The organism is Fulvivirga ligni, from assembly GCF_021389935.1.
Lineage (GTDB): Bacteria > Bacteroidota > Bacteroidia > Cytophagales > Cyclobacteriaceae > Fulvivirga > Fulvivirga ligni.
In genome coordinates this window covers 5,624,715-5,640,293 of sequence record NZ_CP089979.1, presented here as the reverse complement: position 1 = coordinate 5,640,293, position 15,579 = coordinate 5,624,715, and the positions used below count along the sequence as shown (strand labels likewise).

At 39.1% G+C, this 15,579-nt stretch carries 8 protein-coding genes; 2 read left to right on the top strand and 6 right to left on the bottom strand.

Going from position 1 to position 15,579, the window contains the following annotated elements; all coding sequences use genetic code 11:
• Window positions 1-28 precede the first annotated feature (28 nt).
• Window positions 29-2,182, bottom strand: a complete 2,154-nt coding sequence (locus LVD16_RS23845) for a glycoside hydrolase family 3 N-terminal domain-containing protein (RefSeq protein WP_233770810.1) — start codon at window positions 2,180-2,182, stop codon at window positions 29-31.
• Window positions 2,183-2,192: 10 nt separating this feature from the next.
• A complete protein-coding gene (locus LVD16_RS23840; protein ID WP_233770809.1) occupies window positions 2,193-3,263 on the bottom strand; it encodes a substrate-binding domain-containing protein in 1,071 nt (356 codons plus the stop codon).
• 370 nt (window positions 3,264-3,633) lie between these two features.
• On the opposite strand from LVD16_RS23840, the gene LVD16_RS23835 reads away from it, so the two are divergent.
• Both LVD16_RS23835 and LVD16_RS23830 read left to right on the top strand, forming a co-directional pair.
• Window positions 3,634-7,023, top strand: coding sequence for a SusC/RagA family TonB-linked outer membrane protein (locus LVD16_RS23835; protein WP_233770808.1), 3,390 nt, complete (start codon window positions 3,634-3,636; stop codon window positions 7,021-7,023).
• Window positions 7,024-7,041: 18 nt separating this feature from the next.
• Window positions 7,042-8,610: a SusD/RagB family nutrient-binding outer membrane lipoprotein gene (locus LVD16_RS23830; protein WP_233770807.1), complete on the top strand. Its 1,569-nt coding sequence runs from the start codon at window positions 7,042-7,044 to the stop codon at window positions 8,608-8,610.
• Between the two features lie 567 nt (window positions 8,611-9,177).
• Here LVD16_RS23830 and LVD16_RS23825 read toward each other — a convergent pair.
• From LVD16_RS23825 to LVD16_RS23810, 4 genes are all read right to left on the bottom strand, one after another.
• Window positions 9,178-11,028 carry a beta-galactosidase gene (locus LVD16_RS23825; RefSeq protein WP_233770806.1) on the bottom strand — a complete coding sequence of 617 codons (1,851 nt, stop codon included), beginning with the start codon at window positions 11,026-11,028 and terminating at the stop codon, window positions 9,178-9,180.
• Window positions 11,029-11,046: 18 nt separating this feature from the next.
• Window positions 11,047-12,606 carry a M81 family metallopeptidase gene (locus tag LVD16_RS23820; RefSeq protein WP_233770805.1) on the bottom strand — a complete coding sequence of 520 codons (1,560 nt, stop codon included), beginning with the start codon at window positions 12,604-12,606 and terminating at the stop codon, window positions 11,047-11,049.
• A gap of 68 nt (window positions 12,607-12,674) precedes the next feature.
• Window positions 12,675-14,132, bottom strand: a complete 1,458-nt coding sequence (locus tag LVD16_RS23815; protein WP_233770804.1) for an alpha-L-fucosidase — start codon at window positions 14,130-14,132, stop codon at window positions 12,675-12,677.
• A gap of 11 nt (window positions 14,133-14,143) precedes the next feature.
• Window positions 14,144-15,556: an alpha-L-fucosidase gene (locus LVD16_RS23810; RefSeq protein ID WP_233770803.1), complete on the bottom strand. Its 1,413-nt coding sequence runs from the start codon at window positions 15,554-15,556 to the stop codon at window positions 14,144-14,146.
• Between the last annotated feature and the right edge of the window lie 23 nt (window positions 15,557-15,579).

The following is a 15,579-nucleotide window of genomic DNA, read 5'->3' as shown; positions in this document are numbered from 1 at the left end:
GCGCACATTTTTTTTTAAATCAAGCTGATTAGTGAATTCGGAAGCTAGCCATTAGCTTATCATCTTTGGAGTCGCTACCCAAAATAATTGTATAGATACCGGGGTATATCTTCCATTGTTTTTTCTTTAAGTCCCATTTCCGTAATTCTGAAACTGGTATTTTTAGTGAGACAGTCTGTTGCCCATTGGCCTGGACCTCTACTTTACTATAGGCCTTTAGTTCCTTTATAGGCATTCTTTCGATCTGTGGATATTTAATATATGCCTGAACTACTTCCTTTGCGGTATAGTTGCTGGCATTTTTTACTGTGACGGAAATCTCCACTAATTCATCTTTTTTATATTTTTCTTTAGGTTCCGTGGTCCATTGGTAAGTAAAATTACCGTAGGAAAGACCAAAACCAAAAGGATATTGTACCTGTCCTTGATAGTATCGATAGGTTCGTCCCTGCATTTCGTAATTGGAATAGGATGGGAGGTCATCAAAGGATTTATAAAATGTAATAGGAAGTTTGCCCGAAGGTGAAGTTTTACCAAAAATGATGTCAGCAAGTGCGTTACCTCCTTGTTCACCAGAATACCAAGCCATAATTATGGCATCTGAATAGGGTTCAATGGCTGAGACATCAACAGCACTTCCGGCAGTAATTACAGTAATAATTGGCTTATTATGTTTACTTCTTAGTTTTCTTAAAAACGCTATGTGCGCTTGAGGAATGCTGAGGTCTTTCTTATCACCACCATTGTCAGCAAGAAAAGCATCGCCTTCCTCACCCTCTAATACAGGGGTAAGACCTATGACAGCTATGGTAAGATCACTGGTTTCTGATGCCCATACCCCTCCAAAATGGGTAGAATCCGTATAATTTGATCCCATATCATACTGAACAGCAGTTTCTGGGCCGGCGGCTTCGGCTATACCTTCAGCGTAGGTCACTATATTTCCGGAGATTCCATGGTAGTTACCAAGCATGGCGTCTAAAGCTCCTGAATTACTTCCTACAATTACCATACTACTATATTTATCAGCATTCAGTGGTAATAGCTGGTTTTCATTTTTTAATAGGACCATGCTTTCGGCTGCAGCTCGTCTGGCCAGCGCAATGTTTCGGTCGGAATGGATTTGTGTTGCCCCAAGGGTAGAATAGGGAACTAATTCCGAAGAGTCAAAGAAACCTAGTTTAAATAATGTTCTTAAGTTAGGAGCCAAAGCTATGTCAATATCTTCTTCCGTGAGTAAGCCTTTTTCCATAGCTGGGAGTAATTCTGCCTGCATGAGATTGGAACAGTCCAGGTTAACTCCAGCTTTAACTGCTGCCGCTGCAACTTCTGTAGCCGAACCCATTACTTTATGACGGGCATAAATATCTTCTAATGCCCAGCAATCAGTTACAATGTGTCCCTGAAAATTCCACTCACCTTTTAAAATACCCTCCAGAAGTGTTTCGCTAGTACAGCATGGTTCATTGTTTACCCGGTTATAGGCACACATCACAGATTCTACCCCTGCATCTACCATCTTTTCAAAGGCATATAGATAGGTTTCTCGAAGATCTTTTTCATCGACCACAGCATTAAATTTATGGCGATCTGCTTCAGGCCCACTATGAACGGCTAGATGCTTAGCAGTAGCCGATACTTTTAAATAATGATCATCATCACCTTGCAACCCCTGCATGAAGGCGACTCCCATTTTTGATGTAAGGAAAGGATCTTCCCCATAAGTTTCCTGGCCTCGGCCCCAACGTGGATCTCTAAACAAATTAATATTGGGGGACCAAAAGGATAGCCCCATGTACTGAAGGTGTCTATTTTTATTTATTGCAAGATTATATTTTGCACGGGCTTCAGTAGATATGATATCTGCTATTTCATGAATAAGCTGGTCATCAAAAGTAGCCGCAAGACCTATGGCTTGTGGGAAAACAGTAGCATTACCAGCACGAGCCACACCATGCAAGGCCTCATTCCACCAATTATATTTAGGGATATCTAATCTAGGAACCCCATTATTATTGAATCCCATTAATGAAATTTTTTCTTCAAGTGTGAGTTCCGAAAGTAGTTGTGCCACTCGGGTTTGCACCGTAAGATGTGGGTTTCTAAAGTTTTCTTGTGCGTTACATATATAAATGCATGAAACTAACATTAAAGAAATTAAAGAGAATTTGATTTTAATCATTTTTTGAAAATTATAGAATTTTAGATCTCATATATGAATCTACATTTTGCCGGGTTATGATTTCCAGGGGAAAGAGTTCTTCCTGAGGTGGTTGTTTTTTGAAAAGTAGATGATTAGCAAGAAAAGAAATTCCAACAGCTGCCTGCTTGTTTGGGTTTTGATTGATAAGGAAATCAATTGATCCTTCTTTCAAACATTCGATGTTCTTCTCTATTAAATCGTAGCCAACTATTCTTATATTATTCTGGTATTTCTTATTTAACAGGGAGGCGGTAATACTGGCCCCTTTAGAGGTAGTAATTAACATGCCATGGATGTCATCGGTCTTTAAGAGTGCATCTATCTCATCCTCAAAAGAAATTCCTCCAGGACTACTGAGTCCAAACCTGATCACCTCATAAGGGTTGTCCTTTTTTTCTTTGAAATAATCTCTAAGACCATCTTCCTTAGCTTTAAGGTGAACCGCATTTTCTATATCTTCATATAAGTGAACTACTACGATTTTATTTTTCCCACTTGTAGAAAGATCCAGTAGTTCTGCGGCTACCTTCCCACTCTGATAGTTGTCTTGGCCGATGAAACTTATAGATGAAGAATCTGTGATATTTGTGTTACAAAGAACAAATGGTATACTGGCATTTCTTAATAATTGGAATAAATTTCCTGATTCCCTATAGAAGATTGGTGCTACTAATAACCCATCAGGTTCCATAGCGATAACCTCACCCACCATTTTAGAAAAATCATTACTTTGGTATAAGTCAAAGTGTTTAGGTATAATTTCAACACTATATTGGGCCCACTCATCTATAGCATGTTCTACACCAGAATGGGATAGTGCCCAGTATTCGTCCTGTTTAGGATTAGGGGTGAGTACTGCCAGTCTTAGATTTTTATTCGACCCTAAGGTTCGAGCCAATATATTCGGTTGATAACTCGTTTGATTAAGTATTTTCTCTACTTTTTTTCGAGCATTTTCGGACACTTTACCCCTTTTATGGATAACCCGGTCAACCGTTCCTACAGATACCCCAGCCATTTTAGCAATGTCTTTGATTCTGATATTTTTTTGATTGTTCATGAATTGATTCTTTACGCTAGCCAAAATTAAATAATTATTAAAGATCAGATGCTCATGGTTATATAGTTAGTCATCTTGACATTTAATATAGGTAATTATTTCGACCTTAAGTGTTTGCGCAAACAAATATAATGTGTGCGTACACATTTTTGATAAATTATTTTGTTTTTCTAAAATGTGTGTTTAATTTGGGTTCAAATTCTGCGACATCACAAGTATATCAACATCCATTTTTGGTATTAGAATTATACATTTTTCAATGATTCAATCAGCTAAAATCAGAGTTATTGTCTTGGGTAAGCGCATTATTATTACTGTGCTATTTATATGAAGAGGTGCACAGGTGGATTTATACATTAACTAATTTACTATGAAGAAACATTACAGTAACCTAAGGAAGTCTTTAATAGATTCCTGCTTTAGTGTTAACATCTGGGGTAGCCCTTTGGGTGTTAAAAGATTATTCCAGTGTTTATGTCTGGTGATGGCATTTGGAGGTACTTCGGTATATGCTCAGACTAATATTACCGGTACAGTGCAAGAGTTGGCAACAGGCGAACCACTACCTGGTGTAACGGTAATTATTAAAGGAACACCAAAAGGCACTATTACTGGCAGTGATGGTACATTTACAATTTCAGCACAACCTGAAGACGTGTTGGTTTTCTCCTTTGTAGGCTACGTGAGTGAGGAATTGACTGTTGGTAATCAAACCAATTTTCAAATTTCTTTATCAGAAGACATCACTCAGTTAACGGAAGTGGTGGTAACTGCTTTAGGTATAGAAAAGGAGGAGAAAAGTCTAGGCTATTCCATAGCCACGGTCGAGTCAAAGGACATTACATCTGCGGGTAATATGAATGTTGGTACTGGAATGATCGGAAAATTGCCTGGAGTAAGAGTTAGCGCAAGTAATGGAGGAGCTTCCAGTGCAGTCAATATTCAGGTGAGAGGAACCAGTTCTATCACAGGAAACACACAACCTTTATACGTAGTGGATGGTGTGCCTATGCGTAGAGAGGCATTGATTAATATGCAGGAGGCAGGGGCTAATGATAACTTCTGGGGAGAACAAAGAATAAGAGAGAATGGCCTTATAGACATCAATCCAGAAGATATAGCTAGTATTTCTGTGCTTAAAGGAGCAAGTGCAACGGCCTTATATGGATCTGATGGAACTAACGGTGTAGTGGTAATCACCACCAAAAAAGGAAGTAGGAATAAGGGACTTGGTGTGGATGTTAAACTACAATATGATGTAGAACAGTTAGCTTTTCAGCCAGATTGGCAAAATTCTTATGGTCCTGGATATGATGGAGACAATAATGAGGCCATTACTGGTAATAGAGAGGGCTGGATTACAGAAGATGATGGTTCAATCCACCCATATTATGGTGCTTACGCACAGTTTGGTCCTAAGTTCGATGGCAGGCAAGTATCGTATTGGGATGGAACAACCAGAACCTATAATGCTAATGAAGATAATTATAAAGAATTCTTCAACACAGGGTATAACAAAAATGCCAACATAGCCATCGCTAATTCAGGTGATCAGGGAAATTTTAGAATTTCATATTCCAGACAAGACTATGAAGGTATTATGCCCGGTTTCGATATGAAAAAGAACAACTTCAATTTCAACGGAACGCTGAAGTTGAGTGATAAAGTTTCAGTTGACCTAATATCATCATATATCAATAGTCAGGTGCACAACAGACCGTATATGATGAATCAATTATTTGCTTCTTATGCTGGTTTTTTCAACAGAATGGATGATATGGAAGCTTATAAAACTATGTACCAAACTAGTGAAGGTTATAAGTATGTTACGGCTGGTCAGAGCTATAGTCAGGATGAACAACTGGCTTATAGAATTAGGGCCACCAACCTGTTAGATTATTTCTGGAATCAGAATAAGAATAGCAAGGATGAATTTTCAAACCGTTACATGAACAATGCGACGCTTCGTTACCAAATAAATGATAAATTTTTCCTAAGAGGTAGAATCGGTAATGATTATACCAGTGCTAGGCACGAAACAAAAGAGTATTCTCAGTATGCTTCATCAATAGGTTATTCAGGTGCATATAGGTTGCAAACAGGTACATATAATCTCATATATGGAGATGTCCTAGGTACTTACAAAGAAACCTTGAGCAAAGATCTAAAAATGAATTTATCATTAGGAGCTACATACAGAGATGAGAAATATATAGAATCCAATGTAGGTACTAATGGAGGTCTTATTTTAGAAAACTATTTTAACCTTGTGAATTCAGCTCAAACTTTATCTGGAGGAGCACAGGCAGATACTTATGTTAGAAATCAATATCAGTCGGCTGCCTTTGGTATAGCTGAATTCTCTTATAAAGATTATTTGTTTATTCAAGGAACCGGAAGGTATGAAGGACGCTCAACTTTACCTTCTAATGTAAATACTTATTTTTATCCATCTGCCAATGCCAGTTTTGTATTTTCTGAGGCACTGACTATGCCTTCCTTTATGGATTATGGTAAGTTAAGAGCCTCATGGGGGGTGGTAGCTAATAGCCCTGAACCATATAAAGCGGCTGTTACTTATAATTTAGGCTCTTTTAATAATGGTGAGTCAGTGCTTTATCAATCTCCTGAGTCAAGCCAGTATGGTAATAGTGACATAAGAGTTGAAAAGAAATATGCTTTAGAATTTGGACTTGAAACCAGTTTGTTCCAAAATAAAATTGGCCTAGACATTACTTATTATAATAATATCATTAGAGATCAGATATTAAATATTGCTACTCCTTCTTCTTCTGGTGCCACAGGAATGCTTGCTAACGTCGGTGACCTTGCCAACCAGGGAATAGAGATAGGGTTAAATGCGACCCCTTTCCGTTCAGAAGATTTTCGTTGGGATATTTTCGTGAACTATGCTTATAACAAAAACACAGTTAAGAAATTAATGGATGGTGTGGAATACATCAATTTTGTAGATAAAGATGGTGGGTCTTTATATATAAGAGCAGAAGAAGGTGAGTCCATAGGAAATATCTATGTATTGCCATTTTTGAAAGATGAAAACGGAAATAAAATAGTTGATGAGAATGGTCTTTACACGTTAGATGCTTCAGCGGGTTACGAGAAAGTTGGTAATGTTATGCCAAAAGCTGTTGGTGGTTTTAATAACACATTTACCTACAAAAACTTCTCTTTAAATATTGTCGCAGATTACCGTTTTGGGGGTAAAATGGTTTCTACTCCCTATCTATATATGAAAGGAGCTGGTATGTTTGAAAGTACCATGCAGTATAGAGATACAGAACATGGAGGACTTTCTTACAATATAGTAGATGGTGAAAAAGTACTGGCTGATAACGGTCAATATAATGATGGTTTAATTCTGGATGGAGTTACTTCTGATGGAAGTGAAAATACCCAGATTATAGATGCAGGTACCTATTATATTAACTCATACACTTGGGGTGGATATGGTGGTGGAGCTGAGGGTCAGTACAGAGAGTCTGTAATGGATAATAGTTATGTGAAACTTCGCCAGGCTAGTCTTACTTATAACCTTCCTATTAAAATTAGTGAAAAAGTGGGATTGAGAGATATTCAGGTAAGTCTTGTAGGAAGAAATCTTTTCTACATATGGAAAAATACGCCTGATAATTGGGATCCTGAGGCTGCTATTGGAGATAGCTGGCAAGCACAGGCTGTTGATAATGCTGCTGCCGCCCCAACAAGAAGCTATGGTGTAGTCTTAAGAGCTAAATTCTAATCTTAAAAAAGAACAGAAATGAAAAGAATATTAATAAATACATGTGTATTTGGGATGTTAATTCTCATGGCTATCGGTTGTAGCGATAAGCTGGAGGATTACTATGTAGATCCCAATGAAACAACTGATGCCAGCATAAGTAAACTATTCACCTATATGCTGTATAATGATAGAATAAGACCCACTTACTGGGATTATAGAACCTTTAGAATGGCCGCAACTGCTAAGTTTTCTTTGTATTATGGCTTCTCTGAGACTAATAAAATGTATCAGCCGAGCACAGGCTATATGGAGGATAGATGGGAGTCATTTTACAGTGGTGGAATTATGAATACCTATAAATCTATGGAGCAGACTTATCAGGGTATGAACGAAGACGATCAACAGAATAATGAAATTTTCATGCAGCTGGGGAAGATTGTGTTATATGATGAAGCAGCGCAGATGGTGGACCTTTGGGGCGATATACCTTTTTCTGAGGCAGGTGCTCTGAACTTAACCAATGCCATGGGTAAAGCCAAGTTTGATGACGCCTCTGAAGTATATTCAACCATTATAGATGGGTTGGATATTATAAATACCTACCTCTCTACTGTAGAAGTGCCTTCATCCATAGAGGGACAACTAGCATCACCGGACATATTGAATGGTGGTGATGTTGCCAGTTGGAGAAGGTATGCAAACTCATTGAGGGCGAGATTATTGTTAAGAATTAGTGATTATGACGAGGCCAGAGCGCAGGCGGAACTAACTAAGATGTTTAATGATGAATCAACATATCCTATGGTAAGTACCAATGAAGAAAATATCTTGTTAGACATGTATCCAGAAGGGGGGAACTTCTATTCTGAAATCACCAATGCTCTTCTTGAACTAGGTTTTGGACCATATGCTGGTGACTTTATGCTAGATGACGTCATGGTAGCTAACAATGACCCTAGGACAGACGTTTTTTGGGATGCAGGCTCTGGTGGCTTTGTAGGAGTGCCTACGGATGCGACCACTAATGAGCAGCAAAACCTGGCTAATGATGGAGTATTAGCTACGTTTGATACCCTTACCTTCTTATATAATTGGAATATACCAGGTGTGCTGTTCACTGCTGCTGAAATGAATTTTATAAAAGCCGAAACCTTTGAGAAATGGGGTGGAGGTGATGCTGAAGGTGCTTATCAGGAAGGCATTAAAGAATCAATTGATTTTTACTATTGGTTAAATCAGAGTGCAGTTGAAAGTAATTCATTTACTTTTTCTAGGGTATCAATGGACTCACCTGCTGAGAGCACCATTAATGATTATCTTTCAGATCCGGATATAGCGTATACAGGATCTACAGCTGAAAAGATTGAGAAAATAGCTACCCAGAAATGGATTCATTATTTCATTCTTCAACCAGGTCAGGCATGGTCGGAGATTAGAAGAACTGGATATCCGCAATTGAATTTACCAGAGGATCCTACAACAGGTGAATTACCACCTGCCAGATTATTATATCCTCCTACTGAGAGAAGTAATAATGGTACAAACTATGCTGCTGTGGCTGCAAAAGATACAAGAGATACTAAAGTGTTTTGGGATGTACAGTAATAATTGATATTAGTTAAGTAAAGAGTAGCCGTATCAAAAGTTTTTGATATGGCCTCTTTTTATTTTAACCAGCCTATTCTTTCTATTTCAACTTACTGTTCATGCTATTTTGCCTTCCTTGGCGGTTAGTTGTAGCAAAGCAATTTCACCAATCCACAATGTTTTATATTGAATATTAGGTTTAAGATTTAAATCTATTGCTTACAGTAGTCTGCGTCAAGCAATTTTTCACTAGTCATAAGTATCCAAGTCATAAACCCGAATCCTTATCTTTAATGCATTTATGATTAAAGTATATCTGATGCCAACGAATGAGAAATCAGTCAGCTATTTATTAATGGTGAATTAATAAATGAGCGTCAGAGATCCTAATTGATATTTTCGATGCTGAAATAGTGGTAATAATTCAAGAATTCTGTGTAGGTATAACCCTCGATATATTCTTTAGAAATAAGCACGTTCGTACGGGGAGACTCCAGCACCTATAATTTCTATTACACTTTTTAAAATAGGTAAAAAAAAGGCCCATCTCAGGTAAGAGATGAGCCTAATAGTCGGTGGACTATATTATTTTAAAACGGTTAAAATTGGTTTACGTACTGTTTTTAGTGAGGTCTGTTGTGTCTCATTCAATTGTTCGAATATGACTATCTCATTTTCTCCCTTATTTAGCCAACACCCTGGAATGTACAAGGTTTGCTGTGGACCTACATGCCAATATCTTCCTATATGATGTCCGTTTACATAGACAATTCCTTTGCCCCAGTTGCTCATGTCCAGAAAGGTGTCTCCGGTTTTCTTCAGCTTGAAGCTGGCTTCATAGATTACCGGATTACCCTTTTTCGGTGATGTGTTGTCAATGAAAGAAGGTACTTGATCAAATGGAGCTTGGTACATTTCCCAATTTCCTGTTATCTCATAATCATTGATCAGTACAGGGCTAATAATACCTTTGTTATTTTCTGTAATTTTAGCGCCATAGTTAATTCTACCTAGGTTTTCTACCAAAATTTCCAGCGTTCCATTGAAAGGAATGTTTATGTCCATTTCATAGTTATTAAATACTCGGTTAAGTTGACCTTTCATTTTTCCATTTACATAAACCGTGGCAAAATCCCTAAGACCTTTAATTTGTAGCTTACCACTAATGGGCTGGGTGAAACGCTTTTTATAAAGCACATACCCACTTGCCTGACCTAGTTTTTCAAAGGTCAGGGGCGTATCATTCTTAATTGCAACCTGCTTTTTTATATAGGAAAGAGCGTCGTAAGCTTGTGAAATTTTTATTTCCGGAATCTCTAACACCGGTATCATATCAGGTAAATCAGGTATTTTGTAAGATACATGCGCTGTCATAAGCTCACGTAGTGCCATGTACTTCTCTGTTGGCCAACCGGCTTCGCTAATAGGAGCATTATAGTCATAGCTAGTCAAGTCTGGTTGTATATCATGCTCCTCGTTATAATTAGCGCCACTGGTAAAGCCAAAGTTGGTGCCGCCGTGAACCATATAAAAATTGAAATCTACGCCATTTTCCAGATATGTTTTAGTCTGATCTACCAGGCTTTGCGAGCCTATGGTAATGAATTCTTCTGCCCAGTGGTCTAACCAGCCGGAGTAAAATTCTGCCACCATGTATGGTCCTTGGTCATTATGATATTTATTAACTGCTTTTTTTAGATTATTAACATTGCCCTCACCGTTAGCAGTAGGTAACACACCATCTATGGCCCCACCTTCAAAGAGCCAACTGCCATCAGAGGTGAAGAAAGGTCCTTCAAAACCTACTTCCTGAAGCATCTTGTAAATTTTGGTCCTGTATATGAGATGATCATTGGCGCTAATATCCTCCCTTTGAGATACATAGGAGCCAAATTCATTCTCCACCTGGGTCATAATTATATTGCCTCCTTTGCTCAACTGTAGGTCTGCTACCTGCTCAGCAAGTTTGGTGAGATATACCCTACAGGAATCCAGGAAGGCCTGATTATTTGTTCTTATTTGTAGGTCTGGATTGTTTTGAAGCCAATAAGGATAACCACCAAACTCCCATTCTGCACATACATAAGGTCCAGGTCTCAGTATTACATAAAGTCCTTCTTCTTGTGCTATTTTAATGTATTCTGCCAGATTTTTATTTTCTGAAGTAAAATCCCAAACGCCGGGCGCCACTTCATGGTAGTTCCAAAATACGTAAGTGGCAATAGTGTTAAGGCCCATGGCTTTAACCATTTTCATTCTATGGCGCCAATATTCTTTCGGTATTCTCGAATAGTGCATTTCGCCAGAGTAAATATGAATAGGCTTACCATCGGCTAAATAGCTGCCATTGCCAATGTCAAACTGCGTCTGAGCTTTTCCTTGTGTTATTGCCAGCAGGCAAAAGAGTATAATTAAAATATTATTTCTGATGTTCATTAGGTTTATTCTAAATGATTACTTACCAGATAAAGGGACCATTTGGGCTGAAAGGTCAGGGGTCTCCATATCTGCATCCAAAGGATACATAGGCCTTTTGATGTTTTTATGTCCTAAGCGCTCAAGATCTTGATCTACACCTCCTGGAGTTAGTGCCATGATCCAGTCTGCTCTCATGTCATACAACTCTGGTACCAGATATCCGATCTTTACTACCACGATATCGGTTTCTTTTGGCTTGAGACCTAGGTTAGTAAAATCGCTTTCATGGTGATAGGGCTTTCTTTTTTTAGTAACTATAACATGTATGCTGCCCACTTTTACCACTACTTCTGTTTCAGCATGAATATCACCATCTTCAATAGTTTCTATGGTACCTTCTAGCAATACAGGCGGGGCGAACCTTGAATCAATGGCCGCCCCAGCAGTTGCACTAATTTCACCTCCAACACCTATTTCTTTTGCTTTTTTTACGAATTCTGGGCCAGGTATTGAGGCGTAAATTAATGACGGACCATTTACAGATTTAAACTCAGGACGTTTCAGGATTTCCTGTAAAGTCCAGGTCACATCTCCTGCGCCACCAGCGGTAGGGTTATCTCCGGTATCACTGATAATGAATGGATGTTTTTGGCTGGCAATAGCCATGTCTAAGCTTTCTTTTAGCGTGGCAGTGGGGGCTACAAAGTCAAATGCGCCACGCACTTCCCAGAAACTTTTTGCAAGCTCTTCTGCAGTTTTACTTACTTTTTTCTGGTCGTCGCCTGTCACCATTACTACAGCATGATTTCTGGGAGCATCTGCCCATGCATAACCAATCCAGATAGCGGCGTCTACAATACCTTCCTGATTAGCAGCCGGGGCTACTTGAGCATAAAGACTTTTGCCAGGCTCTATGCGGGTACTTGTTTTTTCCCCGGGTAATAAAATGGGCACGGGTATCCATGCCTTGTAAGCAGGCTTGCCTTTGCCGCTTTCAAGGCGGTCTAATAAATTTTCTAATGCTCTTTGCTTAGACTCCAACGCATCTTCATGCGGGGCCATTCTATAGCAAGTGATCAGGTCAGAATTTTCAGCCAGTCTCCAGGATACATTACCATGTAGATCCATAGAAGTGGATATAATGGTTTCAGGACCAGTTACTTCTCTTATTTTAATGATAAAATCTCCTTCAGGATCATCCAGGCCCTCCACACTCATGGCGCCATGAATATCGAAGAATAGACCATCATAAGGACCGTTTTCGCTTAACATTTTTAAGGTTTCATTGACCAGCGAATCATAAGCCTCTTTAGTAACTACACCTCCGGGTAAAGCATGTCCCTGAAGGGTTGGTATCCATTCCGCTCTTTTACGGTCAGCAGAATCAGCAGCCATAAACGGATATTGCGAAAGTATATCTTCACCAGTTTTGGCATGAAATGCTTCTGCGTGGGTAAAAGCAGGGGAGAAGGTGCTGGATTCTATGGCTAACCCGGCAATAGCTACCCTTGGAAGTTTCTTTTCTGATTTCTCGGAAGGGGCATTACATCCCCAAAGAACTAATACTGTGGCAAGTAAATAAAGTAATTTTTGCATCGGTAAATTTTAATTGTTCTATTAATTCATTTGGCCGCTACGCTAGCCGTATTTTCGTGCCTGAGAGCTTAGTATACCTCAAGATTATTGATAACCGGACAAGCTTTGCTATCCAGAATATTAATTTTCAACTTATCAGTTTTTACCGGAGCATCTAACTTCAATATTCTTTTATAACCGATAGTTGTACCTTTTGCTATTTCTTTCCAACCACCATTGATCCAAGCGTCTATACTGAAATCTTTTATTCTCTGCCCCAAAGGAATATATTCCTGCAACAGAACATATTTAATGGTTCGTTCGCCGCTAAATTCTACCTCCAATGATCCAGTTTGGATATTATCATCCGTAGCCCAGTAAGTATCATAGTTTTCATCTACCGCATTTCTAGCATCATACTGTTCAGCATTTCCTCTTACAGATGATGCAGTTACTTTGGTGTTTTTGATGAGGTTATTTGCGAACTCTTTTTCCTGAAGTGCATGCCAGCCTTTAAGAGCATCAATGTCATTCTCATGAAAATGACCTCGCTTATCTGGAGGGATATTAAGTAATAGGGTAGATCCACGGCCTACAGAAGTCAGGTAAATATCCATCAACTGCTCTGGAGTTTTAACCAGTGAATCTTCTTTAGCATGATAAAACCATCCTGGTCTGATAGAGGTGTTGGCTTCCAAGGGTACCCAATTGACTCCATTTTCAGATCCTGAATTAAGCAAGTCCATAATACCAGATTTGCCCGCGTAAAGCGTATCGGTGCTGATGGTGTTCCAATTAGTTAAACCTGCTCTGGCCTCCTCATTACCGCCCCATCTAAGGTCTGGTCCACCGTCACTAAAAAACAACACCTGTGGCTGTATACTTCGGACTAGATCAAGAGTTTGTGGCCAGTGATAGTAGGATTCACGCTCTATCCTACGTACTTCGTCAGCGCCACCATAGAACCCATCACCACCATTGGCTCCATCAAACCACATTTCGAAAACATCTCCGTATGAGGTAAATAGCTCTTTTAGCTGGTTTCTGTAGTAGGTGACGTAAGTAGAATCTCCGTAGTCTGCTCGGTTTCGATCCCAAGGGGACAGATAAACTCCAAACTTCAGCCCATACTTTTCACAAGCTTCTGAGACTTCTTTTGCAATGTCACCCTTACCATTTTTATAAGGACTTTTAGCTACTGTATGCTCAGTATATTTGGAGGGCCATAAACAAAAGCCATCATGGTGTTTGCAGGTGAGAATCACGCCTTTAAAACCGGTTTCTTTAAGTACCTTCACCCATTGGTCTACATTAAGATCAGTAGGATTAAAAAGCTCGGGAGATTCATCTCCATATCCCCATTCTTTATCCGTAAAAGTATTGATTGTGAAATGAATAAAGGCATTTTTTTCCATTTTATGCCATTCCATTTGTTTTGCATCTGGTACTGGACCTATTGACGTAGGAGGTGATACAGTTTTTTTGTTTTCACAAGCTAAACCGCCCAGTAGGCAAAGCACAGCCATAAGTCTATAAAATCTTTGCATAGATAATAGCATTAGTTTTTGGCATTGTATTCAAAGGCCAATGCAGGATATTTTGCATTTTTAGAAATGAAGCTCTTAGGTATTGTAACAGTCACTTCCCCATTCTTCTCTGTCCATTTTACTTTTTTGCCTGAGCTGAGGAGTTTTACACTGCTGCCCTTTTTAGGTAAATTACCCTTCCAGCTAATTGTAGCGGGAGTATCTTCTCCTTCGGTTATAATAGCTATAGCAAAGGTTTCTCCAGCCTGACCTTTGGTGAAAAACACGTTTCCATCATTGTATTCTGGAGTAATTCTGGTGTTATAAATGGCTTTTCCATTACTGTCTAACCATATGCCAATTTCCCCCATTCTTTTCAGATCTCCATCTCTCAATGTTCCATCTGGTTTAGGGCCTATTCCCAGCAAAAGACTGCCACCCTTTGCTACAATTTCTACTAATGAATGTATAATTTTTGTTGATGATTTTAATTTGTCATTAGGGACATAGCCCCAGTTATTGGCCAGTGGAATACAGCTCTCCCAAGGATTGTTGATCTGGCGATCAGGAATACTTCTTTCTGGAGTCTGGTAGTTTTCGTAAGGGCCGTGTACGGTGCGGTCTACTACTAATAACCCGGGCTGATTTTCACGGGCCCTGGCTGCTATTTTAGGAATATCAATGCTTTGTTCACCGTTTCTTACCTTACGTCCTTCCCTTACCCATCCACCATCAAGCCATAAAATATCAATGTTACCATAGTCTGAGGTGAGCTCATTTATCTGGTTATAAGTAAAGGCTTTGTATTTGTTCCATCTATCCGGATGCTCACCCAGGTTATAGTTCACATTTCTATCCCAAGAGCCATATTTGTCCCACCAGAAATATTGTGAGTGCCAATCTGGCTTAGAGTAATAAGCCCCTATCATCATATCTTGATTTCTAAAGGCTTCAAATACATATTTAGCCACGTTAGCTTTGGGATGGTTGGCAAATGGACCGTTGGTTATTTTAAAGTCTGTTTCTTTTGTATCGAACATGTTAAAGCCATCATGATGCTTGGTGGTGAAAACTACATATTTCATTCCTGCAGCTTTTGCGGCTTGAGCCCATTGGTCAGGTGCGAAATTTACCGGGTTAAATTCTTTGCTAAGTCCCCAGTACCATTCTTTATACTCGCAATAGCTCATAGAATCTTTTCTATTGATCCAGTCTTCGGAGGTGAGCTCCCATGATTCCACTATTCCAGCCTGGGCGTATAACCCCCAGTGGATAATCATTCCGAACTTTAGGTTTTGCCATTCATTCAGCTTACTCAATACTTTAGGGTCTTTGGGCCAGTCGTACTCTGATGACATTCCGTGAAGGTTATTCTCCTGTGCTGATACCAAGGAGGGGATACTTACTAGCATTAAAATAGCTGATAACAACAGATTCTTAAACATATATATTCCCTTTAAATGATTTG

Coding starts and splice junctions, on each gene's coding strand:
- LVD16_RS23840 (WP_233770809.1), bottom strand. CDS start 3,263: ATGAACAATCAAAAAAATATCAGAATCAAAGACATTGCTAAAATGGCT.
- LVD16_RS23810 (WP_233770803.1), bottom strand. CDS start 15,556: ATGTTTAAGAATCTGTTGTTATCAGCTATTTTAATGCTAGTAAGTATC.
- LVD16_RS23845 (WP_233770810.1), bottom strand. CDS start 2,182: ATGATTAAAATCAAATTCTCTTTAATTTCTTTAATGTTAGTTTCATGC.
- LVD16_RS23830 (WP_233770807.1), top strand. CDS start 7,042: ATGAAAAGAATATTAATAAATACATGTGTATTTGGGATGTTAATTCTC.
- LVD16_RS23835 (WP_233770808.1), top strand. CDS start 3,634: ATGAAGAAACATTACAGTAACCTAAGGAAGTCTTTAATAGATTCCTGC.
- LVD16_RS23820 (WP_233770805.1), bottom strand. CDS start 12,606: ATGCAAAAATTACTTTATTTACTTGCCACAGTATTAGTTCTTTGGGGA.
- LVD16_RS23825 (WP_233770806.1), bottom strand. CDS start 11,028: ATGAACATCAGAAATAATATTTTAATTATACTCTTTTGCCTGCTGGCA.
- LVD16_RS23815 (WP_233770804.1), bottom strand. CDS start 14,132: ATGCAAAGATTTTATAGACTTATGGCTGTGCTTTGCCTACTGGGCGGT.